Source organism: Streptomyces rubellus (assembly GCF_036323805.1).
Classification (GTDB): Bacteria; Actinomycetota; Actinomycetes; order Streptomycetales; family Streptomycetaceae; genus Streptomyces.
The window spans coordinates 37,976-60,360 of the sequence record NZ_JAZDCX010000030.1 but is presented as its reverse complement, the minus strand read 5'-3'; the positions used below and the strand labels follow the sequence as shown (position 1 = coordinate 60,360).

Here is a 22,385-nt window from a genome sequence, read left to right as displayed (position 1 = left end):
TCAGTCCCGGCCGACGGGGAGCGGTCGCACCGCCGCGTCGGACCCGGCCGCGGAGGCCGGTGCGGGCCTGTTCAGCGCCTCCCCCTCGAGATCCATGTTCGGCAGCACACGGTTCAGGATACGGGGCAGCCACCAGGCCCGGCGGCCGAGCAGTGCCAGGACCGCGGGCACGATCGCCATCCGCACCACGAAGGCGTCGAAGGCGACGGCGGCGGCCAGGCCGACACCCATCGTCTGGATGGTCGGGCTGCTCATCCCGATGAATCCGGCGAACACGCTGATCATGATGATCGCCGCCGCGGCCACCACGCGTCCGCTGTGCCGGAAGCCGCTGACGACCGCCTCGCCGGGGGACGCGCCGTGGACGTAGGCCTCCCGCATCCGGGTGAGGAGGAAGACCTCGTAGTCCATGGCGAGACCGAACACGATGCCGATGATGAGAATGGGCATCAGCGACATGACCGGTCCGGTCTGCTCGATGCCGAGCAGGTCCGCCGCCCAGCCCCACTGGAAGACGGCGACGAGGACCCCGAAGGCGGCACCCACCGACAGCAGGAAGCCGAGCGCGGCCTTGACCGGGACCAGGAGCGAGCGGAAGACCGCCGTCAGCAGGAGCACCGCCAGGCCGATGACCACGGCCAGATAGGGGACGAGGGCGTCGGACATGGCTTCGGAGATGTCGATGTTCAGCGCGGTCCTGCCGGTCACCAGGACGCCGGCACCCGTGTCCGCCTCGATACCGGATGCCGCGTCCCGGATCGCGTGCACCAGGTCCTTGGTCTCGCCGCTGTTCGGCGCGGTCTGCGGGACGGCGGTGAGGACGGCCGTGTCCTCGGCCTGGTTGAGAACCGGATCGCCGACCGACGCGACTCCGTCCACTCCCCGCAGGGTCTTGACGACCAGGTCCGTGGCGGTCCGGGTGTCCGAGGACTCCGACAGGTCCACCACCACGGTCAACGGGCCGTTGAAGCCGGGGCCGAAGCCTTCCGACAGCAGGTCGTAGGCACGGCGCTGGGTGGTCTCCACCGACTTGGACTCGTCTCCGGGCAGTCCGAGTTCGAGGCTCAGCACCGGTAGGGCGACGGCCCCGAGACCGAGTCCGGCGGTCAGCAGCACGGCCACCGGCCGGCGCAGCACGAACCGCGCCCAGCGGGTGCCGAGCCCCGGCCGGGCGGCCGCTGTGCGCGCCCGGTGCGGGTGCTCGCCTCCCGGCGCGGTGGCCTTGCGGACGGCGCGGGGCAGTACCCGCCGGCCGAAGAAGCCGAACAGCGCGGGGACCAGGGTCAGTGCGACGAGTACGGCGAGCGCCACGGCGCCCGCGCCGCCCATGCCCATCTTGGTGAGTTCGGGGATTCCGACGACCCCCAGCCCGACCAGGGCGATGAAGACGGTCGCGCCGGCGAAGACGACGGCGGATCCGGCCGTGCCCACCGCCCGGCCGGCGGCCTCCTCCGGCTCGCTGCCCCGCGCGCGCTCGTCGCGGAAGCGGGAGGTGATGAACAGTGCGTAGTCGATGCCGACCGCCAGTCCCAGCATCAGCGCCAGGATGGCGACGGTGGACGTCAGGCCCAGCGGAACGGCCAGCGCGGAGATCAGACCGAAGGCGATGGCCACGCCCACGAAGGCGGTCAGCAGCGAGAGTCCGGCCGCTACCAGCGACCCGAGGGCGAGGACCAGCACCACCGCCGCCACCGCCACGCCGACGAGCTCCGTCGTACCGCCCGGCGCCTCCTCCACGTCCAGGGCCGAGCCGCCGATCTCCACGGTCAGCCCCGCGTCCCGGGCCTGGCTCGCGGCGTCCTCGAGGGCGCTCTTCGTCCCCTCGGTCAGGTCGACGGCGTCCGCGGTGTAGGTGATCGTGGAGTAGGCGATGGTGCCGTCCTCGCTGACGGCGCCGGTCTCGTAGGGATCGGTGACCGACGCGACCTGGTCGCCCCCCTCCAGCGAGCCGAGCGTGTCCTCGACGGCCGCCTTGTTCTCCCGGGCCGTCACCCGCTGTCCGTCCGGGGCCTGGAACACCAGGCGGGCCTCGGCGCCCTGGGCGTTGCTCTGCGGGAAGCGCTCGTCCAGCAGGTCGAACGCCTTCTGCGACTCGGTGCCGGGCATGGAGAGGTCCTCTTCCTCCCCGGCCGGTGCCATGGCGGCAGCGGCGATGGCCAGCACCAGCACCCCCAGCCACACACCACCGACGAGCCGCCGCCGCCGGAAGGCCCACCGTCCGATCCGGTAAAGGAAAACTGCCACCTGTCGATCACTCCAGACACCGTCGGGCAAGGGGGAACGCGCGAGGTCCGCGCGCCTCCCACACTCCCCTCCGGCGTCCCGCCGGGCATCGTCCCCCGCCGCCGTCTTCGCCTGGTGCGCCCGGACCAGCCACTCATCCGTCCTGGTGTCTGCGCACTACGAACCGGTCCGCGCCTCAACGGACACGCCCCGGAGCGGCAGCCGCCGACGCGGGCGCCGGGCGCCGGGCGCCGGGCCGGGAGCCGTCACGCCCGGCCGTGCCCGGGGAGGGGTCCGCACCTGCGCCGCCGGGTGGGCGGCCGGTCGTCCGGGTTCGGGGAGGGACGGGGCGGAGGCGCCGCGGAGGCGCGGCCCGCTCACGGCCCGTCAGGTCTCCGCGCGGTGCGGTTCGCGGGCGAGGGCGACGGCCACCGCGGCGGCGAGGGGGATCAGGGCCAGGGCGAGCAGGGCGGTGCCGTAGCGGCCGGTGAGGTCGTGGCCGAGGGAGACGGCCAGCGGGCCGAAGGCGCTGGCGGCGACGGTGACGGTGTGCGCGACACCGCGGATGGCGCCCAGGTGGGCGGTGCCGAAGTAGCGGGGGTAGGCGGCGGCCTCCACCGCGCGCAGCAGGCCGTTGGAGGTGCCCAGCAGCAGTCCGTAGCCCAGCGCGGTCCAGCCGGGCGCGACCAGGCGGGGGGCGAGGGTGGCGGCGGCCAGCACCGCCATCGCCGCGATCAGGACGACCTTGGGCGGCAGCCGGTCCAGCAGGGCACCGGCGGCCAGGGTGCACAGCAGGGCGGCGATGGTCTGGGGCAGGAAGTTCGCGGCCGCCTCGACGGGGGTCAGACCGCGTTCGCCGAGCAGGGCGATCTGGTGGAAGTTCAGCCCGGTGGTGAGCATGCTGCTGGCCGCCAGGCAGGCGGCCACGGCCCAGAAGACGCCGGTGCGCATCGCGCGGCGCAGGGGCCAGCCGTCGTCCGGCCGGTCGCCGCCGGGGTCGTCGCCGGCGGGCGCGGGATCGCCGTCCACCTGCTGGCCCACGTCGGCGGGGCGGTTGCGGATCCCGAGCAGGGCGACGGGGACGACCACGGCCCACACGACCAGGCCCTCGACCAGCCAGGCCCGCTGCCAGCCGGCCTGCGAGACCAGCCGTTCGATGGCCAGCGGCGCCAGGGAGATGCCCGCGGCGCCGACCGCGCTGGTGATGCCCAGGGCCAGGCCGCGCCGCCGGTCGAACCAGTAGGCGACCGTGGTGGTCGCCACCAGGGACAGGGCGCCCTGCCCGGCCATCCGGATGCCGACGAATCCGGCGGTGAGCCCGACGATGCCGGAGACGAAGGAGAGGGCGACCAGGACCGCGCCGAAGACGGCCCCGACGACCGCCATGACCGCGCGCGGGCCGTGGCGGTCGATCGCCCTGCCGATCAGGGGCATGGCACAGGCCCCGGCCAGGGTGCCGGTGAGGTAGGCGGTGGAGACCGCGGTGCGGCTGACACCCAGGTCGGCGATGAGCGGGTCGATGAAGACCGAGACCCCGGTGGTCTGGCCCGGTGCGGTCATCGCCATCGCCAGCGCGCTGTAGGCGACGATGCGCCAGCCGTGGAAACGCTTCCCCGCCCCGGACGGCTCGGTTCCGGCGGGGTGCTTCCCCGCGGGGCGGGACGACGGGGCGGGCGTACTCAAGGGTGGTGCTCCTCGCGACGGGTACGGTCGCCGCGTGCGGGGGACGGGCGCGCACGCGGACATGTCGGCCTCCAGTCAACGTCACCGGCCGTCCGGCCGGGGCCGCGGGGGCCCGGCCGGGCGGCCGGCGCACGTCGGTGGTTCCGGAGCCGGGACCGGGGCCGTCTCCGCGCAAGCGGCGCGGGGTGCCGCGACGCCCCGGGCGGCCGTCCCTAGTGGGAGTGGGCGCCGTCCGACATCTCCAGGCGCTCGGTGAAGGACTTCCCGCCGTCGTGGGACTCGTGGACGCCGCCGGCGGTGGCGGCCAGGATGTGGTCGGGGCCGGCCGCGGTCAGCGCCTGGGGCTGCCCGCCGGGTACGGTGCCGGTCCTCGTCCAGCTCCCGCCGCCGTCGGTGCTGCGGTGCACCGCGCCCTGGAGGTCGATCCCGTACAGCCCGTCCTCACCGTCCTTCCCGTCCTCGCCGGCCCAGGACAGATAGGCCAGGACCGGTCCGGTGCCGCCGGAGAAGGTCCTGCCGCCGTCGGTGCTGCGGGCGACGCCGTTCCGGGTGGTGGCCAGGACCACGTCGGGGTCCTTCGGGCTGACGGCGATGTCCAGGGCGGCCAGCTCGGCGCGCTCGTCCCAGTCCTTGCCGTCCTCGCTGACGCGCAGCGTGCCGTGGGTGCTGTCGTAGCCGTAGACGGTGCCGTGGGCCTGCTCCAGGGCGTGGAAGTCGACCTCGCCGCCGAGTGAGAGGGTCTGCCAGGTCTTCCCGGCGTCGGTGCTCCTGATCAGCCCGCGGTTGGCGGGCTCGTCGCTGCCCTCGGCGGGGTGTCCGCTGCCGAGGAAGGTGTCGGGCCCGGCGACGGCGAAGCCCATGTAGTCGGCGGTGTCGCCCACCCGTTCCGTGCCGCCGTCGTCGTCGACGGCGACGATGCCGTAGTGGGTGGCGACGTAGAGCTTCCCGTCACCGGGGTTGATGCCGAGCCCGTGGACATGGCCGAGACCGGGCTCCGCGGAGTGGGAGTGGGAGTGGCCGTCGTCGGAGGAGCCCCCGGAGGGGGTGGCGGGGCGGTCGCCGGAGGCGGACGAGCAGGCGGTCAGGACGGCCGCGAGCAGGAGCGCGGCGGCCGCGGGCAGGGTGCGGGTGCGGTTGGGCATCGGGGTTCCTCGGATCGGGTTCGCGGTGTCGGCCGCGTGCGGAAGGACGGTGTGCGGCGCACCCCTCCCACCGGGGAGCGGTGGCGGGTGGCCAGGTGTGCCCGGGCGTGCGGCGGAGTGGGACGGGCGTCTCCGGAGGCGTCAGGGGAGCGCGCGGGGATGCCCGTGACCGGCCGCCGGGCCCGTGGTGGCCGGGGCCCGGCGGCTCTGGGACTACTCCCGGCCGAGCAGCCTGTTCATCTTCTCGATCTCGGCGCTCTGCGAGGTGATGATGTCCTCGGCCATGGACCTGGCCGGGCCGTGGGAGCCGTTCTCCCTCTCCTCCTCGGCCATGGCCACCGCGCCCTCGTGGTGCCTGATCATCAGCTCCAGGAAGGCGGTGTCGAAGGCCTTTCCGGAGGACTTCTCCAGTCCGGCCATCTCGCCGGGGGTCATCATCCCCGTCGTGCCGTGGTCACCGTGACCCGAGTGCCCCGAGCGGTCGGCGTGGGATCCGTGGCCCGCGCCGTCGTCCGACTCGGCGGGAACCCGCTCCCCCCAGGACTCCAGCCAGCCGGACAGCGTCTCGATCTCCGGGTCCTGGGCCTTCTTGATCTGCTCGGCCAGGGCCTTCACCTCCGGTGCGGAGGCCCGGGTCCCGGCCAGGTCGGCCATCTCCACCGCCTGCCGGTGGTGGGGGATCATCCCCTGCGCGAAGGTGACGTCGGCGGCGTTGTGATCGCCCGCCGGGAGCGGGGCGGAGGAACCCGGGGCGGCCCTGTCGTCGCGGCCGGAGTCCCCGGCGGGCCGGTCGCCGCCGCAGGCGGCCAGGACGGCGGCGGCGGCCACGGCGGTCACCGCCGCGGCGATCCGGCGCAGGGCGGAGTGGTGCGCGGTCATGGGATACGACTCCTGCGGAAGAGGCTGTGAAGGGCGCTGGGAAGCGCCGGAGGACGCGGCGGCGCGCGCCACCGCCGCCCCGGTGGGCCGGGCGGGGGCGCACGCGGGGGTTCCTATATGCGCAGGAGCTGGAGTTCGCTCAGGGACGGCGGGGCGCGGCTGCCCGCGGTGGTGGCGGGCAGGTGCCGGACGGCCGCCGGGCCGTCGGGCGAGGCCGCCGCGGTGGCGGGGAGGACGGGCGGCTGCGGCGCGGCGGAGGTGCCGCCGGCCGCGCAGGTGGCGTCCGCGTGGTCCGGGTGTCCGCCCGTGCCGTGCGCCGAGTGCGCGCACTGGGCGCCAACGGGTTCGGGGGACGGGGCCACCGGATGCCCGTGGGCGGGCATCGCGTGGTGTGCGGGAGCGGCGTGGTCCGCGGGAGCGGCGGCCCGGACCGGCGGCCCGGGGTAACCCGGCGCCAGCCCGTGCATCGCCACCAGCCCCGCCAGGACGGCCAGGACCAGCGCCGCCAGAACGGGCAGCGGCGACCGGGCCCATGTCCCCGGGGGGAGCGCGGACGGACGCGACCACCGATTCACACGGCCGATCCTACGGGAGCGTCCGTCAGCCGGGGATAAGTGCGTCCCCCGCGCTCCGGCGCCGGGACGCGGAGGTGGCCCGTAGCACTTCCTAATACCCCCGGGGGCATAAACCGGATCCTGCTACGGTTGGCTTCGAAATACCCCCCGGGGTATTTCTCGAAGGAAGCGAGCAGGAGGTCCGCATGGTTCCCGAGATCGACCAGCAGCGGTTCGCCGAGGCGTACGCGGCAGGTGCCCTCGTCCTCGACGTCCGCGACAGCGGCGAGTACCGCGCCGGCCATGTCCCCGGCGCCCGGCCGGCGCCGCTCGGACTGCTCCCCCTGAAGGCGGCCGAGCTGCCCAGGGAGCGCCCGGTCTACGTGATCTGCCGCAGCGGCGCCCGCAGCGCGCAGGCGACGGCGCTGCTGCGCGACCTGGGCTACGACGCCCGCAACGTCAGCGGCGGCACCGCCGCCTGGGTCGACGCCGGGCGTCCCGTGGTCGCCGGCGACGCCCCCGGCGCACCCGCCTCCCGCGCGGCGGGGCCGGAGATCCCGGAGATCACCGTCCTGCCCGTCGAGACCCCCGGCCTGGGCGACCGCGCCTACCTCGCCCACGACGGCTCGGTGGCGCTGGTGGTCGACCCGCAGCGCGACTACGACCGCGTCACCGCGCTGGCCGACGCCGCCGGAGTGCGCATCACCCACGTGTTCGAGACGCACATCCACAACGACTACGTCACCGGCGGCCTGGCCCTGGCCCGGGAGACGGGCGCGCGCTACCTGGTCAACGCCGACGACGAGGTCTCCTACGAGCGCACCCCGGTCCGCGACGGCGACGTCGTCGAGGTCGGCGCCATGCGGGTGCGGGCGATCCACACCCCCGGGCACACCCACACCCACCTGTCCTACGCACTCCAGGCCGGTGGCGAGCAGCTCGCGGTCTTCACCGGCGGCTCACTGCTGTACGGCTCCACCGGCCGCCCCGACCTGCTGGGACCGGACCACACCGACACCCTGGTGCGGGCCCAGTGGCGCTCGGCGCGCCGGCTGGCCGGGGAGCTGCCGGACGACGCGGCCGTCTACCCCACCCACGGTTTCGGCTCGTTCTGCTCGGCCACCCAGTCCGCCGGGCTGTCCAGCACCATCGGCGAGGAGAAGCGCACCAACACCGCGCTGACCGACGACGAGGAGACCTACGTCGAGCGGCTGCTGGCCGGTCTGGACGCCTTCCCGGCCTACTACGCCCACATGGGCCCGGCCAACGCCGCCGGTCCCGGCGCGCCGGACCTGTCTCCGCCGTCCGTGGCGGACCCGGCCGAGCTGCGGCGCCGCATCGAGGCGGGGGAGTGGGTGGTCGACCTGCGAGACCGTACCGCCTTCGCGGCCGGGCACCTGTCCGGCAGCCTCAACTTCGGCCTGGACGGGCAGTTCGTCACCTATCTGGGCTGGCTGATCCCCTGGGGCACCCCCCTCACCCTGCTGGGCGAGAGCGCCGAGGACGTGGCCGAGGCCCAGCGCGAGCTGGTGCGCATCGGCATCGACCGGCCCGCCGCCATGGCCACCGGGGGCCCCGGTGACTGGGCCGGCGGCGAGCCCCTGGCCGCCTTCGGCCGCGCCACCTTCGCCGAGTTGAAGGCCGCCCTCGACCGGAGCGGCGACGGCGGCGAGGACGGGGAGGGGCCCGTCGTCCTGGACGTGCGGCGCGACCAGGAGCGCGCCGGGGCCCACATCCCCGGGTCGCTCCACATCCCCGTCCACGAGATCCTCGCCCGCGCCGACGAGGTCCCCGCCGGCCGCCGGATCTGGGTCCACTGCGCCGGCGGCTACCGCGCCTCGGTCGTGGCCGCCCTGCTCCACGCCCGCGGCCACGACGTCGTCGCCGTCGACGACGGCTTCGACAGCGCCGGCCCGGCCGGCCTGCTCCGACCCCGGTCCCTGACCCCCACCCCGCCCCACCCCCGCCGGTCCGGCCGGACCGGTCCGACAGAAGGAACACCCCGCATGAGCACCCCCGTCACCCGCCACCTGGACACCGGTGAGCTGCGCGCCGGGCTCGCCTCGGACAGCCCCCCGCGGCTGCTGGACGTGCGCAGCCCGGCCGAGTTCGAGGCCGCCCACATCCCCGGCTCCTACAACGTCCCGCTGGACACCCTGCGCGAGCACCGCGAGGAGCTGACGAAGCACCTGGACACCGACGTGGTGCTGGTGTGCCGCTCCGGCCGGCGCGCCGGCCGGGCCGAGCGCGCCCTCGCCGAGGCCGGACTGCCCGGTCTGACCGTCCTGTCCGGCGGCATGGCCGCCTGGGAGCAGTGCGGCGCCCCGGTCAACCGGGGCCGGGAGCGCTGGGACATGGAGCGGCAGGTCCGCCTGGTCGCCGGCTCCCTGGTGCTGGCCGGCGCCCTGGGCAGCTTCGCGGTCCCCGGGATGCAGGTGCTGTCGGCGCTCGTCGGCGGCGGGCTGGCCTTCGCCGCCCTGTCCAACACCTGCGCCATGGGCGTGCTGCTGTCGAGGATGCCGTGGAACCGCACCGCCGCCTTCGACCCGCGCGCGGCCGTCGCGCGGCTCGCCGACAGCGGCAGGTGACGGGCATGACGCCGACGCTCGCCCTGGTACTGGTGCTGGCGCTGCTGGTCGGGGTCTCCCTGGGGCTGCTGGGCGGCGGCGGGTCGATCCTGACCGTGCCGCTCCTGGTGTACGTCGCCGGTATGGACGCCAAGGAGGCCGTCGCCACCTCCCTGTTCGTCGTCGGCGTCACCTCCGCCGTGGGCGTGGTCGGCCACGCCCGCGGCGGCCGGGTCCGCTGGCGCACCGGCGCCCTGTTCGGCGCCGCCGGCATGGCGGGCGCCTACACCGGCGGCCTGGCCGGCGGCCACCTCCCCGGCCTCGTCCTGCTGGTCGCGTTCGCCGCCATGATGATCGTCACCGCCGTCGCCATGCTCCGTGGGCGGCACGGCGCCGCCCCCGGGACCGGCGACGGGACCGGCTCCGCGCACCGGCGGCTCCCGGTGCGCCGGGCGCTGCTGGACGGAGCGGTCGTCGGCCTGGTCACCGGCCTGGTCGGCGCGGGCGGCGGCTTCCTCGTCGTCCCCGCCCTGGCCCTGCTGGGCGGGCTGCCCATGCCGGTGGCCGTCGGCACCTCGCTGCTGGTCATCGCCATGAAGTCCACCGCCGGATTCGCCGGCTACCTGACCACCGTCCCCGTCGACTGGGCGCTGACCGCGGCCGTCACCTCCGCCGCCGTCGCAGGCAGCCTCGCCGGCGCGAAGCTGGCCGGCCGCGTCCCGGCCGCCGCCCTCTCCCGGGCCTTCGCCTGGTTCGTCCTGGCCGTGGGCACCTTCACGCTGCTCCAGCAGGCCCCGGCCGAGCTGCGGCTGCCCGCCCTCGCCGTACTCGCCTCGCTCGGCACCGGAGCGGGCCTGTGCTACGGCCTGGTCGCCCGATGCCCCTTGCGGCGCGCGGTGCACAGCTCCTAGTGTCCGTCGCTCCGCACGGGACATCCCGGCACAACGGGGTATCCCGTACGGAGTGCGCCGCGGGGTGCGGCGGAATGTTCCGCCGCGTCCCGGCGTTCATTACCCCAGGGGGTATCGCATGATGCCGCCCGGACCGATCCGGAAGGAAGCACCACATGAGCACCGTCGCCCTGAGCGCCACCGACTTCGAGAAGACCGTGACGGAAAACGACATCGTCCTCGTCGACTTCTGGGCGTCCTGGTGCGGTCCGTGCCGTCAGTTCGCCCCCGTGTACGAGGAGGCGTCCGAGGCCAACTCCGACATCGTCTTCGGCAAGGTCGACACCGAGGCCGAGCAGGCGCTGGCGGCCGCCGCGAACATCACCTCGGTCCCCACCCTGATGGCCTTCCGCGAGGGCGTCCTGGTCTTCGCGCAGCCCGGCGCCCTGCCCTCGCAGGCCCTGGACCAGGTCATCGACGCCGTCCGCGGCCTGGACATGGACGAGGTGCGCGCCTCCGTGGCCGCCCAGGAGTCCGGCCCCGCGGACTGAGCCCCGCGGACCGAGCACCGCGGGCCGCGCCCGCGGACCGCGCCCGCGGACCGGACAGATCCACCGGGACGAACCGAGACGAGAGGACGGACCGCTGTGGTCCAGCTTCCCCCCGAGAACGTACGATCGGCCGCCAACCGGCTCCGGCGCGCCCAGGGCCAGCTCGCCGCCGTCGTGCGCATGCTGGAGGAGGGACGCGACTGCGAGGACGTCGTCACCCAGCTCGCCGCGGTCAACCGCGCGCTGGACCGGGCGGGCTTCTCGATCGTCGCCAGTGGCCTCAAGCAGTGCCTGGCCGAGGAGGGCGGCGCCGACGGCGTCGACGCCCGGAAGATGGAGAAGCTCTTCCTCTCCCTCTCCTGATCCCGCTCCCGGCCAGGCCCGCCGCACCGCGCGCGCCCGGCCGGCCCCGGCACCGCCGGCGGCCGGCCGGGCGCGGTTCGCTCACGCCGTCCCCGTGCGGGGCAGTCCGAAGCGCTCCCGGGCCTGCTCGGGGACGAGATCGAGGTAGGCGCCGGGATCCTGCTCGACGACCTTGCGGACGTACGAGCAGAACGGCAGGACGGCCAGCCCCCGGCGGCGGGCGTCGTCGAGCGCCGCGGTGACCAGTCGCTTCGCCATGCCGCGGCCGGTGAACTCCGGCAGGGTCTCGGTGTGGGTGAGGGCGATCCTCCCGCCGGTGATCTCGTAGGCGCAGAAGCCCGCCGGCCGGTCGCCGTCGTGGATCTCGTAACGGTTCTCGGCGGTGTTGTCGCGGATGCTGATGCTCATGGTGCGCTTTCCTTCCCGGTCCGCCGGCCGCCGGAGGCCGGACGCGCGCCGCCGCGCTGCCAGTGGGGTGCGGCGACCGGGACGCGCGGCAGGGCGGAGTCCACCCGGCCGAACCGGTCGTCCCGCGCGGCCCAGGAGGCGTGGGCGGCGTCGATCTCCTCCCGGGTGCGGCCGACGAAGTTCCACCACATCAGGATCGGCTCCTCGAACGGCTTCCCGCCCAGCAGGATCACCCGGGCCGGCTCGCGCGCCTCGACGCGGAGCTCGTCGCGGCCCTCGCCCAGATAGCCGAGCCTGCCGGGGCGCAACGGCTGCCCGTGGACGGCGACGGCGCCCGTCAGGACGATCAGCGCGTACTCGAAGCCGGTGCGCAGCGGCACCGTGGCCGGCGCGCGTAGGTCCAGCTCGACGCCGACCAGCGGGGTGTCGTACCGGGCCGGACTGACGGCCCCGCCGAAGTCGCCGACCAGGACGGTCGCCGCGCCCGCGCCGCCGTCCAGCTCGGCCCGGGGCAGCTCGGTGTGGTGCTCGAAGGCGGCCGGGCCGTGCCGGGTGGCCTCGGGCAGGGCGACCCACAGCTGGACGCCCTCCAGGGTGCCGCGGTAGTGGCCGGTGGCCTCCTCGGCGTGGGAGACACCGCCGCCGGCGGTCATCAGGTTGAGCTGGCCGGGCCGGATCACCTGCTCGGAGCCGAGGCTGTCGCGGTGCAGCACCTGCCCGTCGGTGAGCCAGGTGACGGTCTGCAGCCCGATGTGCGGGTGCGGGCCGATGTCCAGTCCGCTGTTCTCGGTGACGTCGGCCGGTCCCATGTGGTCGGCGAAGCACCAGGCGCCGACCGTGCGCCGGCCCCGGCGCGGCAGCGCGCGGCGTACCCGGAACCTGCCCACCGTCGCCTCGCGGCTCTCGCCGACCTCCACGCACGGGGCGGTGGGATGACCGGCGTCGGCCCGGGTCGGGGGTGCGTCGGCCGTGCCGACCGGTCCGCTCATCGCGGCTCCTCTCGTCCCGCTCTCCTCCCGCGCCGCCGTCCGCCGGGCCGGATCCCGGTGAGAAGGCGCGGTGCGGGGGCTGGTGTACCCGGGTACGCGCCCGGTAAAAGGCGGACGGGAGCCCGTACCCCGGCCGGGTGCGTGCCCGCACCCCCCGCGGGGCAGGAAGCGGAGGGCGGTACCGGCTCCCGGAGCGGCGGCGGCCTGCACGGCGCGGCCCTTCGCACACCGCATCGGAAGGGGAACGCAGTGCCCGCGCTTGAATGGATTCATGTGGACGGTGACCGGCTCGCGGACGAACACGGCCGGACGGTCGTGCTGACCGGCGTCGGTCTCGGCGGCTGGATGAACATGGAGAACTTCGTCACCGGCTACCCCGGCAGTGAGGGGGAGATCCGCCGCCTGCTCCGGGCGGCGATGGGCCGGGAGGCGTACCGCGCCTTCTTCGACGCCTTCCTGACCGGCTTCTTCGACGACGCGGACGCCCGGTACCTCGCCTCCCTCGGCATGAACTGCGTCCGCATCCCGGTCAACTACCGCCACTTCGAGGACGACGGCCGGCCCATGGAGTGGAAGGAGGCCGGGTTCGCCGCCCTCGACCGGGTCGTCACCCTGCTGGCGGAGCACGGCCTGTACTCGGTCATCGACCTCCACGCGCTGCCCGGCGCGCAGAACCAGCACTGGCACAGCGACAACCCCACCCACCGCGCCGCCTTCTGGACCCACCGGCACTTCCAGGACCGCGCCGTGGCCCTGTGGGAGGAACTCGCCGACCGCTACAAGGACCGCCCCGAGGTCGCCGGGTACAACCCGGTCAACGAGCCGTCCGACCCGGCCGGCGACGCCCTGCTCGCCTTCTACGAGCGGCTGGAGAAGGCGGTCCGGGCGATCGACACCCGCCATGTGCTCTTCCTCGACGGCAACCGGTACTCGACCGACTTCTCCGTCTTCACCCGCCGCGCCGAGCCGTTCCCCAACTGCGTCTACACCGCGCACGACTACGCCCTGCCCGGCATCGCGGGCGCCACCGCCTATCCCGGAGTGACCCGGGGGGAGTACTTCGACCGCTCGGTCGTCGAGGAGGCCTTCCTGCGCCGGACGGAGTTCATGCGTGAGACCGGGACACCCGTGTGGATCGGCGAGTTCGGGCCCGTCCACCCCACCGACCGGCCGGTGGAGGAGTGGCGCTACGCCCTGCTCCGCGACCAGCTGGAGATCTACCGGGAGCACGGAGCCGGCTGGTCGCTGTGGACCTACAAGGACATCGGCCTGCAGGGACTGGTGCACGCGGCGCCCGACAGCCCCTATCTGCGCCGCATCCGGCCCGCCCTGGAGCAGAAGGCCCGGCTCGGCGTGGACTCCTGGGGCGGCTCGGACGCGGGTGTGCGCGACGTCCTGGACCCGGTCGACGCGCTCTTCGAGCGGGAGTTCCCCGGCTACGAGCCCTACCCGTGGGGCAGACGGCAGCACATCGCCCTGCTGGTGCGGCACATCCTGCTCGCCGAGCCCCTCGCCGAACGCTTCGCCGCGCTCTTCGCGGGGATCACGCCGCAGGAGGCCGCCGAGGCGGCGCACTCCTTCCGGTTCGAGCACACGGTGGAGCGGACGGGCCTGACTGCGGTGCTGCGCGAGCACCTGCTCGGCACCGGGCCGAGCCGGGGGGCGCCGTCCCCAGGGTGAGCCCAGCCCTGGCCGCGGGCGGCACACCGGCCGATCGTGGAACAGGCGCCGGAGACCCGGGCGGCCGGGCGCACCGGCCGCCCGCCCCGGCGTCCCCGGGCCGCGAACGGCCGGGCAGACCCCGCGGAAGGCAGGAGACCCATGCGCGTCGTCACCCAGCACACCCTCGGCGACCCGTCCGTACTCGAGCTCACCGAGGCCGCCCGCCCGGAGCCGGGGCCGGGGCAGGTGCTGATCAGAACCGGCGCGATCGGCGTCAACCCGATCGACGGCCACGTGCGGTCGGGGGCCATGCCGACGCTGGGCGAACCGCCCTTCACCGTCGGCTGGGACGTGGCCGGCACCGTCGAGGTCCCAGGTCCCGGCGTGTCGGCCTTCGCCCCCGGCGACGAGGTGCTCGGCATGCTCGCCCTCCCGGGAGCGGGCAGCACCTACGCCGAGTACGTCCTGGCCTCGGTCAACGAGATCGTCCGCAAGCCGGCCGGCCTCACCGTCGAGCAGGCGGCGGGCCTGCCGATGGCCGGTCTCACCGCCTGGCAGAGCCTCGTCGGCCTCGCCCGGCTCCGGCCGGGACAGCGGGTGCTGGTGCACCGGGCGGCCGGCGGTGTCGGCCATCTCGCGGTGCAGATCGCCAAGGCCCGCGGCGCCCGGGTGACCGGTACGGCGAGCGCGGGCAAGCACGGCCTGCTGCGCCGCCTCGGGGTGGACCGGCCGGTGGACTACCGCACCGAGGACTTCGCCGAAGCCGGCCGGTTCGACGTGGTGTTCGACCTCGTCGGGGGCGAGTACGGCGAGCGCTCCGCCCGCGCCCTCGACCCCGGCGGCGTCCTGGTCAGCGGCTACCCCCAGGACACCGGTGTGACGGCGGAACTGGTCGCCGAGCTCGGCATCCGGCACGCCCTCACCTTCGTGAGCCCGTCCGCGCCCGACCTGGCGCGGCTGGCGGCGCTCGTCGACGAGGGACGGCTCACCGTCCACGTCGACCAGGTGCTGCCGCTGGCAGAGGCGGCCAAGGCGCACGAGCTCGTGGCCGCCGGCTCGGCCACCGGCAAGCTCGTCCTGGTGCCCTGATCCCGGACCCGCTCACCTACCCACCCACCCGCTCACCCACCCGCACCCCGCACACGGACCGACGAGGACGAGGAGCACCCTCATGAAACGACGGACGGCACTGCTCTCCGGCGCCGCCCTGGCCACGGCCCTGACCCTGCCCGCGCGCACACACGCGCACGCGCACACCGCGCCGCCCGGCACGGCGCTCACGCCGCCCCGCCGCCGCGGCTGGCGGACCCTGGCGCCGATCGGGAGCGGACCCCGGCAGGAGCACGGCGTCGCCGCGGTCGGCGACAAGGTCTACGTCATCGGCGGCATCGTCCCCGACCTGGCCGGCGGCTTCACCACCACCGACCGGGTGGACGTCTACGACACCCGGCGCGGCACCTGGTCGCAGGCGGCCCCGCTGCCCGTCGCGATGAACCACCCCAACGCGGCGGTGGTGGACGGCCGGCTCCACGTCCTGGGCGGGCTGTCCGGCGGCGCCTCGTGGCAGGCCCTGCGCGACTGCTTCGTCCTCGACCCGCGCTCGGGCCGCTGGGAGCGGCTGCCGCCGATGCCCGCGGGCACCGAGCGAGGCAGCGCCGCGATGGGGGTGTGCGGGAGCCGGATCCACCTCGCGGGCGGCATGCGCGTCCTGGAACCGACGGGTCCCGGCGGCCTCCAGGACACGGTGGGCGAGGTGTCCTCCTACGACACCGCCACCGGCCGCTGGGAGGCGCTGCCGGACCTGCCGCAGCCGCGCGACCACGTCGGCGGGGCCGTCGTCGGCACGGTGTTCCACGTGGTCGGCGGCCGGGACCGGGGGCAGCTGAACGTACGGGACACCGTCTACGCGCTCGACCTGCGCCACCGGCGCCGCTGGTCCGAACGGACCCCGATGCCGACCGCCCGCGGCGGCCTCGCCGCCGCGGCCGTGGGCCGCTGGATCCACACCTTCGGCGGCGAGGGCAACGTGGTGGACGGCGTGCACACCGTCTTCCCGGAGGTCGAGGCGTACGACACCGTCCGCGACCGCTGGCGGCGGCTCGACCCGATGCCGGTGCCGCGCCACGGCACCGCTGCCGTCGCCGTGCGCGGCACGGTCCACATCCCCGGCGGCGGCACCGCGCCGGGCGCCGCCCCGGTGGACGTCCACGACGCCTACCGTCCGGGGGGTCCGGGCTGGTAACCGCCTCCGCCCGCGGCGCCCCGGGCCGGTGTCCGGCGGTGCCGCGGGCGGGTGCGGACGGCCGGAGCGGCCGACCGCCGGCGGGACCCGGGAACCGTTCCGCGGCACGTTCGGGAAGCGGGCCTTCCCCGGCCGCGCAGTTGCCCGGCCGCAGCCGTCCGGTCGCGGCCGGGGGTGCGCCACGCCGGGGCACGAGGGCCTTTCCGCCGGGCACCGGCGCGGACGCCGTGATCCGCACCGGGCCGGAAGGCCCTCGTCCACCCAGGGCCCCCTCGACCGGGGCCTGCCCCGTCCGTTCACGGCCCCGCGGACGGCACCCCCGGTGCCGAGCCTGATGCCGCGCCGGCCGAGAGCACGGACGGGAGCGGCTGTACGCGGCTTCCGGCAATCGGTTCCCCCGGCCGACGTGCTAGGGCAGCGGTACGAACCCCTCGTGCCGCACCGACCAGCCGGGCCCGAACCCCGGCGCGGTACGCGCCGCGCCGTCCCAGCCGCCGGCCATGAGCGCGACCGCCGCCAGCAGGCCCCCGTTGCCGGGCAGGTACAGCGGCAGCGAGTCGTCCTGCCGGTTGTGGCCGTTGGGCAGATGGCGGTTCTTCGGCACGTCCAGCAGCAGTGCCCGCACCGCCAGGTCCGGGCGGCCCAGCCGGGTGGCGGTCATGGCCGCCATGGGGAAGTCCCAGCCCCAGGCGCTGTCCCAGTCCCAGTCGGCGAGCACCGACTCCAAGGTGCGCTCCATCACCGCCGGGTCCACCAGCGGCGTCGCCGGGACCACCCCCAGCGCGCCGAGCATGCTGGGGTGGTCGGTGCGCAGCGTGTACGGCGGTACGCCGATCGCCGCGTACACGCCGTCGCGCACCCGGAGCGGGACCAGGCCCTCCGCGACCCGCCGCCACCTCTCGCACCCGCGCAGCCCCAGCCGGACCCGCCAGTCGTTCGCCACGCCCAGCGCCCAGGCCCAGTAGGCGAGTTCGAAGGTGGGGTTGCGCAGCCGGCGGCGGTCGGCGGCGTAGGACTCCTGCGCCGGGACCAGCGGCGGGGCGAGTTCGAAGCCGCGCGGGGTCCGCTCGGGCAGCGCGGCCATGAAGGCGGCGGTGTCCAGCACCAGCGGGGCCCACCGCTCGAGGGTCTCCCGGTCCCCGGGGCGGGCCCGGCGGACGAGTTCGGCCAGATGGACCGGGTGCGGCTGCTGCCACAGCAGGAAGGGGCCGATGTCGCTGGGCGTCTCCTCGCCGGACGGGCCCGTCTGCTTGGGCCAGCGCGCCCCGGGCAGGTGCTGCCGGGCGGCGGTGGCGCGGGCGCGCGGCCGGACGGTGTCGTACCAGGCGAGGGAGCGCTCCAGCAGTTCCGGCCGTCCCCAGGCGGGGAAGTGGGCCGCGTGCCACCAGTGCATCTCCAGGTGGAACTTGCCGCGCCAGGAGTTGGCGGTCAGCCCGGTCTCGGCCGGGGGCAGCGACCCGGCGCAGTGGATCCGGGTGAGGTACTGCGAGAGCACGATCCGGCGCTCCAGCTCGGCGGCGCGCGGGTCCGTACTGCCCGACAGGTCCACGGCGGCACCGGAGGACCAGAACGACGCCCAGCCCGACGCGGCGGCGGCGAGGACCTCCTCGCCGGTGAGGTCCGGTCCGTCAGGTGTGCCGCCCGGGGCGAACTCCACGGCGCAGACCAGGCGGCTGCCGCTCCCGCGGACGGTGATCCGGTGGGGACCACCGGTGCCGTCGCCGCCGTCACCGCCGTCGCCGTCCTCGACGGTGAGCCCCGGGCCGTGGACGCGGACGGTGTAGCGGGTGCCGTCGAGCGTGCGCTCGACGTGCCGGCCGCCGCGCTCGCGGCACAGCCGGGTGCGGTGCGCATCGGGGCGCGACCAGTCGGCGGCGTTCCCCCACGCCCCCGAGCCGTAGGGGAACGCCAGCGTCAGACCGACCGCCGCCCCCTCCTCGGCGGTGATCTCCACCCCGACGGCGTCGCGCCGCGGGTGCACGGCCGTCCGGACGGTGAAGCCCCGGCCGCGCAGCCGGAACCGGCTGGTGATCACGCCCCGGGCCGGGTCGAGCTCCTGGCGGACACCGCTCAGGTCCGCGGCCCGCACCGTGCTCCCCGGGCCGGCGGCGTCCGCCGCGTCCGCCGTCCACAGGCCGATCCGGGCGAGGTCCAGCCGGTGCGGGTTGGCCCGCAGCCACTCCTCGGCCGGGGTCAGGCCGTCCTGCGCGGTGGCCGACAGCGTCCCGCCCAGGTCGACGAAGTCGGCCGGGCCGTGCGCCGTGTCGTACCGGCGCATCGTCGAGGCGAGCCCGCGGCCCTCCTCCCCGCGCGGGGGGAGGCAGTGCCAGCCCCACTGCGCCATCGTCGCCAGCAGGGTCCCCGCCCCCTGCCCGTACCGGTCGGGCAGGGGGTAGTGGTCCGGCAGCGACTGCAGGCCGGTCACGTCGACGGTGAACGCGAACTCGCCGTTGCCCACGGCCAGCGGGCACTGCCCGAGGATCCCGCCGGCCACGACGCGGTGGCGCGCGACCACGGCCGCGCGGTCGACCGTCATGCCCGGCCCGCCGCCGTCGCCCGGGGACCCGTCATGCCGGGGCCCGTCACACCGAGTCCAGCGCCTGCTTCATCTCCGCCACCCACTCCTTCGCCGCCTCGGCCGGGGACTTCCGGCCGAAGAGGACCTCGGAGTCGAGCCGGGTGGTGACGTCGTTCAGCGACGAACCGCCGGCCGGGGGCACCGGGGCGGCGGGCGCGCCGTTGCCGGCGACCTGCTCGATGTAGCCGGCGTTGGCCCGGCCGGCCTCGTCCAGGAGCGGGGAGACGGCCTCCCGCACCTCGCTGTTGAACGGCAGCCCGCGGTTGTCGAGGATCTTCTTGCCCGCCTCGGGCGAGTTGACCAGGTAGTCGACCAGCCTGGCGGCGGCCTCGGGGTGCTCGGACTGCTTGGAGATCGCGTAGTACTGGGAGGGCAGGACGGTCGTCCCCGGCTGCTCGTACTGCTTCTCGCCGGGGAGGTTGACGATCCGCAGGTCGGCTCCCGACGCCTTCGCGTAGACGCCCAGCAGGTTCGAGTAGGTGATCGTCATGGCCGCCTTGCCCTGGCCCATGAGCGTCTGCTCCGGCGGGACCGCGGCGCGCTCGGTGACCAGCTCGGCGGGCGGCATGCCCTTGTTCGCCAGCAGCTTCCGCTCCATGGCGAAGTAGTCCTCGACCGTGGCGGCGGACACGCCGAGTTCGCCCTGTTCGTCGAAGATGGGCGTGCCGCGCTGGCCCGAGTAGACCCCGAGGGTGTCGTTGACCCGCGGCTCGAAGCCGTAGGTGCCCCGCGGGCTGCCCGCCGTCACCTCGGCGGCGAGCTCGGTGAACTGCTCCCAGGTCCAGGTGTCGGTGTCGGGCAGCTCCACCCCGGCGGCCTCGAGGACCTCCGGGTTGACGAACATCCCGATGGCGTTGCCGCCGGTGGGCACCCCGTAGAGGGTGCCGTCGAACTTCGCCGCCGCGAGGGTGGACTCGGGGAACTCCGACAGCTCCAGCTCGTCGGAGACCTGTCCCAGGTCGAGCAGTGCGCCCCGGTCGCTGTACTCGCGGGGGTAGGCACCGCCGAGCGTCATCACGTCGGGGGCGTCGCCGGCGGCGGTCCCCGTGGCGAGCTTGTCGAAGTAGGCGTCGATGTCGCTGGTCTCGGTCTCGACGGTGATGCCGGGGTTGGCCTTCTCGAAGTCGGCCAGCACGCTCCTGGTGGTCGCCGCGCGCTCGCTGTCGCCCCACCAGGCGAACCGGATGGTCGCCCTGCCGTCCGAGCCGCCGCCGCCGTCCGTCGCCGAGTCGCCGCAGCCGCCGAGCGTGGCCAGTGCGGCGAGCGCCGCCCCGGCCGCCGCGGCGGTCCGGAGCCCGCGCCGGCTCCTTGAGATGTTCCGGGTGGTCCGCATCGCTGCACCTCGTCTCTCGTGGGCCTCTCGTGGGCCTCTCGTGGCGCGTTCGGGGTGACTCGGCAGCACGCACTCCGACGGAGTGGCTGCATCGTGTTGAATCGTCTCAATGCGGTGGCGGCCGCACCCGGTCCGGGAAATCGATTTCCCGGGGAAGTTAACGGGAGCGCCACATCGTGTCAACGCCCCGGGACGTTCCCGCCGGAAGCCCGCCGGGGCGGACCGGCCGGTACGCCGGCCCTCCGCAGCGGAACTCGGAGAAGAACTCGCGCCGGAACTCACAGGGGTTGACCCACCGGTGACGCGTGCCATACTCGGCGCCCATAAATCGCTTTCCCGGGGAAAGACGCCTGGTCCCACAGGCCGACGGAGGGGGCTGCGCATGAGCGGCATCGGTGAGCTCCGCGCGCTCGCCAGGTCCAGACGGTCCGGACCGCGCAGGACGGCGGGGCTCTCCCCGGGCCCGGGGAGAGCGGAGAACAAGGACAACCGCGTCGCGTACGTCTTCCTGTTCCCCTGGCTGCTCGGCATCGTGTTCATCACCATCGGGCCGGTGCTCGCCTCGCTGTACCTGTCCTTCACGGACTACAACCTGCTCCAGCCGCCCGAGTTCGCGGGTCTGGGGAACTACACCAGGATGTGGGAGGACAGCCGGTTCTGGGCGTCGCTGAAGGTGACGCTCCTGTACGTGGTGTTCTCCGTGCCGCTGCAACTCGCCCTGGCCCTGGGCCTGGCCCTGCTGCTGGACCGGGGGCTGCGCGGCCTGTCGTTCTACCGCTCGGTCCTCTACCTGCCCTCGCTGCTGGGCGGATCGGTCGCGGTCGCGATCCTGTGGCGCCAGGTGTTCGGCAGCGAGGGCCTGGTGAACCAGTTCCTCGGGCTGTTCGGCGTCGAGGGGCCGGGGTGGATATCCAACCCCTCCACCGCGCTGGGCACCATCGTCCTGCTGCACATCTGGACGTTCGGCTCGCCCATGGTGATCTTCCTCGCCGGGCTGCGGCAGATCCCGCGCATGTACTACGAGGCCGCGGAGGTGGACGGGGCCTCCGTCCCGCGCCGCTTCCGGTCGGTCACCCTGCCGCTGCTGAGCCCGATCATCTTCTTCAACCTGGTGCTCCAGACCATCTTCGCCTTCCAGTCCTTCACCCAGGCTTTCATCGTCTCCGGGGGAACGGGCGGGCCGAGCGATTCGACCCTCTTCACCACCCTGTACATCTACAAGGCGGGATTCGGACAGTTCCAGATGGGCTACGCCTCCGCGATGGCCTGGGCGCTCCTGATCCTCGTCGCCGCCTTCACCGCCGTGAACTTCTGGGCCTCGAAATTCTGGGTGTTCTATGACGACTGAGACTGAATCCATTCAGCCGGTGTCGGCCGCAGTCGCCGAGCGCCCCGCACCCGCCTCGCCCCCGTCCCCGGCCCGGCGGCGCACCGGCCGCCGGCGCCTGCTCGGCCTGCTCAAGCACGTCCTGCTCACCGGTCTCGCGCTGACGATGATCTATCCGCTCATCTGGCTGGTCGTCAGCTCCTTCCGGCCGGGCGAGACGATCTTCCGCGATCCGGCGCTGAGCCTTCAGGGCCTCACACTGGAGAACTACGGCAACGGCTGGACGGCCCTCGGCTCGCCCTTCAGCGCCTACCTGTGGAACTCGGCGCTGCTGGTGTTCGGCACGATCGTCGGCAACCTGTTCTCCTGCTCGCTGGCCGCCTACGCCTTCGCCCGGCTGCGGTTCCGCGGCCGCCGGACACTCTTCGCGATCATGCTGGGCACGATCATGCTGCCCATCCACGTCCTGATCGTCCCGCAGTACGTGCTCTTCTCCGAGCTCCACATGCTCAACACGTTCCTGCCGCTGGTCCTGCCGAAGTTCCTCGCCACGGACGCGTTCTTCGTCTTCCTCATGGTCCAGTTCATCCGCTCCCTGCCGCGCGAACTGGACGAGGCGGCCCGCATCGACGGCGCGGGCCACCCGCGGATCTTCCTGCAGGTGATCCTGCCGCTGATGGTGCCCGCCCTGGCGACCACCGCGATCTTCACCTTCATCGGCACCTGGAACGACTTCTTCGGCCAGCTCATCTACCTGACCCGGGAGGAGAACTGGACCGCCCCGCTGGCCCTGCGGACCTTCCTCGACGCGCAGTCGGTCTCCAACTACGGCGGCATGTTCGCCATGTCCGTGGTCTCGCTCCTGCCGCTCTTCCTGATGTTCCTCGTCGGCCAGCGCTGGCTGCTGCGGGGCATCGCGACCACGGGCATCAAGTGACCCGGCCCCGCGCCCGCGTACCCGTGCACCCCGCCACCCCCGCACCCGTCACCCGCA

At 74.6% G+C, this 22,385-nt stretch carries 18 protein-coding genes; 9 read left to right on the top strand and 9 right to left on the bottom strand.

Annotated features, from left to right (window positions below; translation table 11 throughout):
• From V1L54_RS26585 to V1L54_RS26565, 5 genes are all read right to left on the bottom strand, one after another.
• Window positions 1-2,244, bottom strand: coding sequence for an MMPL family transporter (locus tag V1L54_RS26585; protein ID WP_330120688.1), 2,244 nt, complete (start codon window positions 2,242-2,244; stop codon window positions 1-3).
• 366 nt (window positions 2,245-2,610) lie between these two features.
• Window positions 2,611-3,906, bottom strand: coding sequence for an MFS transporter (locus V1L54_RS26580; RefSeq protein WP_330120687.1), 1,296 nt, complete (start codon window positions 3,904-3,906; stop codon window positions 2,611-2,613).
• Between the two features lie 212 nt (window positions 3,907-4,118).
• Window positions 4,119-5,048, bottom strand: coding sequence for a F510_1955 family glycosylhydrolase (locus V1L54_RS26575; protein WP_330120686.1), 930 nt, complete (start codon window positions 5,046-5,048; stop codon window positions 4,119-4,121).
• Window positions 5,049-5,261: 213 nt separating this feature from the next.
• Window positions 5,262-5,927, bottom strand: a complete 666-nt coding sequence (locus V1L54_RS26570) for a DUF305 domain-containing protein (RefSeq protein WP_330120685.1) — start codon at window positions 5,925-5,927, stop codon at window positions 5,262-5,264.
• Between the two features lie 113 nt (window positions 5,928-6,040).
• A complete protein-coding gene (locus V1L54_RS26565) occupies window positions 6,041-6,502 on the bottom strand; it encodes a DUF6153 family protein (RefSeq protein WP_330120684.1) in 462 nt (153 codons plus the stop codon).
• Between the two features lie 185 nt (window positions 6,503-6,687).
• On the opposite strand from V1L54_RS26565, the gene V1L54_RS26560 reads away from it, so the two are divergent.
• From V1L54_RS26560 to V1L54_RS26545, 4 genes are all read left to right on the top strand, one after another.
• A complete protein-coding gene (locus V1L54_RS26560; RefSeq protein WP_330120683.1) occupies window positions 6,688-9,069 on the top strand; it encodes a rhodanese-like domain-containing protein in 2,382 nt (793 codons plus the stop codon).
• A gap of 5 nt (window positions 9,070-9,074) precedes the next feature.
• A complete protein-coding gene (locus V1L54_RS26555; RefSeq protein ID WP_330120682.1) occupies window positions 9,075-9,959 on the top strand; it encodes a sulfite exporter TauE/SafE family protein in 885 nt (294 codons plus the stop codon).
• A 155-nt stretch (window positions 9,960-10,114) separates the two neighbouring features.
• Window positions 10,115-10,489, top strand: a complete 375-nt coding sequence (trxA, locus tag V1L54_RS26550) for a thioredoxin (RefSeq protein ID WP_330120681.1) — start codon at window positions 10,115-10,117, stop codon at window positions 10,487-10,489.
• A gap of 96 nt (window positions 10,490-10,585) precedes the next feature.
• Entirely contained in the window at window positions 10,586-10,852 is a 267-nt protein-coding gene (locus V1L54_RS26545; protein ID WP_100203573.1) for a metal-sensitive transcriptional regulator, read from the top strand.
• Between the two features lie 81 nt (window positions 10,853-10,933).
• On the opposite strand, the gene V1L54_RS26540 is transcribed toward V1L54_RS26545, so the two are convergent.
• A complete protein-coding gene (locus V1L54_RS26540) occupies window positions 10,934-11,260 on the bottom strand; it encodes a GNAT family N-acetyltransferase (RefSeq protein WP_330120680.1) in 327 nt (108 codons plus the stop codon).
• Window positions 11,257-12,249, bottom strand: coding sequence for a pirin family protein (locus tag V1L54_RS26535; protein ID WP_330120679.1), 993 nt, complete (start codon window positions 12,247-12,249; stop codon window positions 11,257-11,259). The genes V1L54_RS26540 and V1L54_RS26535 overlap by 4 nt, the downstream gene beginning before the upstream one ends.
• Window positions 12,250-12,498: 249 nt before the next feature.
• Here V1L54_RS26535 and V1L54_RS26530 point away from each other — a divergent pair, with 249 nt between their 5' ends.
• The 3 genes from V1L54_RS26530 to V1L54_RS26520 all read left to right on the top strand — a co-directional run bounded on the left by V1L54_RS26530 (window position 12,499) and on the right by V1L54_RS26520 (window position 16,153).
• Entirely contained in the window at window positions 12,499-13,929 is a 1,431-nt protein-coding gene (locus V1L54_RS26530) for a glycoside hydrolase family 5 protein (RefSeq protein WP_330120678.1), read from the top strand.
• 141 nt (window positions 13,930-14,070) lie between these two features.
• Window positions 14,071-15,000, top strand: coding sequence for an NADP-dependent oxidoreductase (locus V1L54_RS26525; protein WP_330120677.1), 930 nt, complete (start codon window positions 14,071-14,073; stop codon window positions 14,998-15,000).
• Between the two features lie 82 nt (window positions 15,001-15,082).
• Entirely contained in the window at window positions 15,083-16,153 is a 1,071-nt protein-coding gene (locus tag V1L54_RS26520; protein WP_330120676.1) for a Kelch repeat-containing protein, read from the top strand.
• Window positions 16,154-16,562: 409 nt separating this feature from the next.
• Here V1L54_RS26520 and V1L54_RS26515 read toward each other — a convergent pair whose 3' ends face one another.
• Together V1L54_RS26515 and V1L54_RS26510 are read right to left on the bottom strand one after the other, a co-directional pair.
• Window positions 16,563-18,689, bottom strand: coding sequence for a hypothetical protein (locus V1L54_RS26515; protein WP_330120675.1), 2,127 nt, complete (start codon window positions 18,687-18,689; stop codon window positions 16,563-16,565).
• Between the two features lie 46 nt (window positions 18,690-18,735).
• Window positions 18,736-20,064 carry an ABC transporter substrate-binding protein gene (locus tag V1L54_RS26510; protein WP_330120674.1) on the bottom strand — a complete coding sequence of 443 codons (1,329 nt, stop codon included), beginning with the start codon at window positions 20,062-20,064 and terminating at the stop codon, window positions 18,736-18,738.
• A gap of 382 nt (window positions 20,065-20,446) precedes the next feature.
• On the opposite strand from V1L54_RS26510, the gene V1L54_RS26505 reads away from it, so the two are divergent.
• Together V1L54_RS26505 and V1L54_RS26500 are read left to right on the top strand one after the other, a co-directional pair.
• A complete protein-coding gene (locus tag V1L54_RS26505; protein WP_330120673.1) occupies window positions 20,447-21,412 on the top strand; it encodes a carbohydrate ABC transporter permease in 966 nt (321 codons plus the stop codon).
• A gap of 19 nt (window positions 21,413-21,431) precedes the next feature.
• Window positions 21,432-22,328: a carbohydrate ABC transporter permease gene (locus V1L54_RS26500; protein WP_330120672.1), complete on the top strand. Its 897-nt coding sequence runs from the start codon at window positions 21,432-21,434 to the stop codon at window positions 22,326-22,328.
• Window positions 22,329-22,385: the final 57 nt, after the last annotated feature.

Bases quoted from the DNA above. Each gene is read 5' to 3' on its own strand.
- V1L54_RS26515 (WP_330120675.1), bottom strand. From the start codon at position 18,689: ATGACGGTCGACCGCGCGGCCGTGGTCGCGCGCCACCGCGTCGTGGCC.
- V1L54_RS26510 (WP_330120674.1), bottom strand. From the start codon at position 20,064: ATGCGGACCACCCGGAACATCTCAAGGAGCCGGCGCGGGCTCCGGACC.
- V1L54_RS26560 (WP_330120683.1), top strand. From the start codon at position 6,688: ATGGTTCCCGAGATCGACCAGCAGCGGTTCGCCGAGGCGTACGCGGCA.
- V1L54_RS26555 (WP_330120682.1), top strand. From the start codon at position 9,075: ATGACGCCGACGCTCGCCCTGGTACTGGTGCTGGCGCTGCTGGTCGGG.
- V1L54_RS26575 (WP_330120686.1), bottom strand. From the start codon at position 5,048: ATGCCCAACCGCACCCGCACCCTGCCCGCGGCCGCCGCGCTCCTGCTC.
- V1L54_RS26520 (WP_330120676.1), top strand. From the start codon at position 15,083: ATGAAACGACGGACGGCACTGCTCTCCGGCGCCGCCCTGGCCACGGCC.
- trxA (WP_330120681.1), top strand. From the start codon at position 10,115: ATGAGCACCGTCGCCCTGAGCGCCACCGACTTCGAGAAGACCGTGACG.
- V1L54_RS26535 (WP_330120679.1), bottom strand. From the start codon at position 12,249: ATGAGCGGACCGGTCGGCACGGCCGACGCACCCCCGACCCGGGCCGAC.
- V1L54_RS26570 (WP_330120685.1), bottom strand. From the start codon at position 5,927: ATGACCGCGCACCACTCCGCCCTGCGCCGGATCGCCGCGGCGGTGACC.
- V1L54_RS26505 (WP_330120673.1), top strand. From the start codon at position 20,447: ATGAGCGGCATCGGTGAGCTCCGCGCGCTCGCCAGGTCCAGACGGTCC.
- V1L54_RS26525 (WP_330120677.1), top strand. From the start codon at position 14,071: ATGCGCGTCGTCACCCAGCACACCCTCGGCGACCCGTCCGTACTCGAG.
- V1L54_RS26540 (WP_330120680.1), bottom strand. From the start codon at position 11,260: ATGAGCATCAGCATCCGCGACAACACCGCCGAGAACCGTTACGAGATC.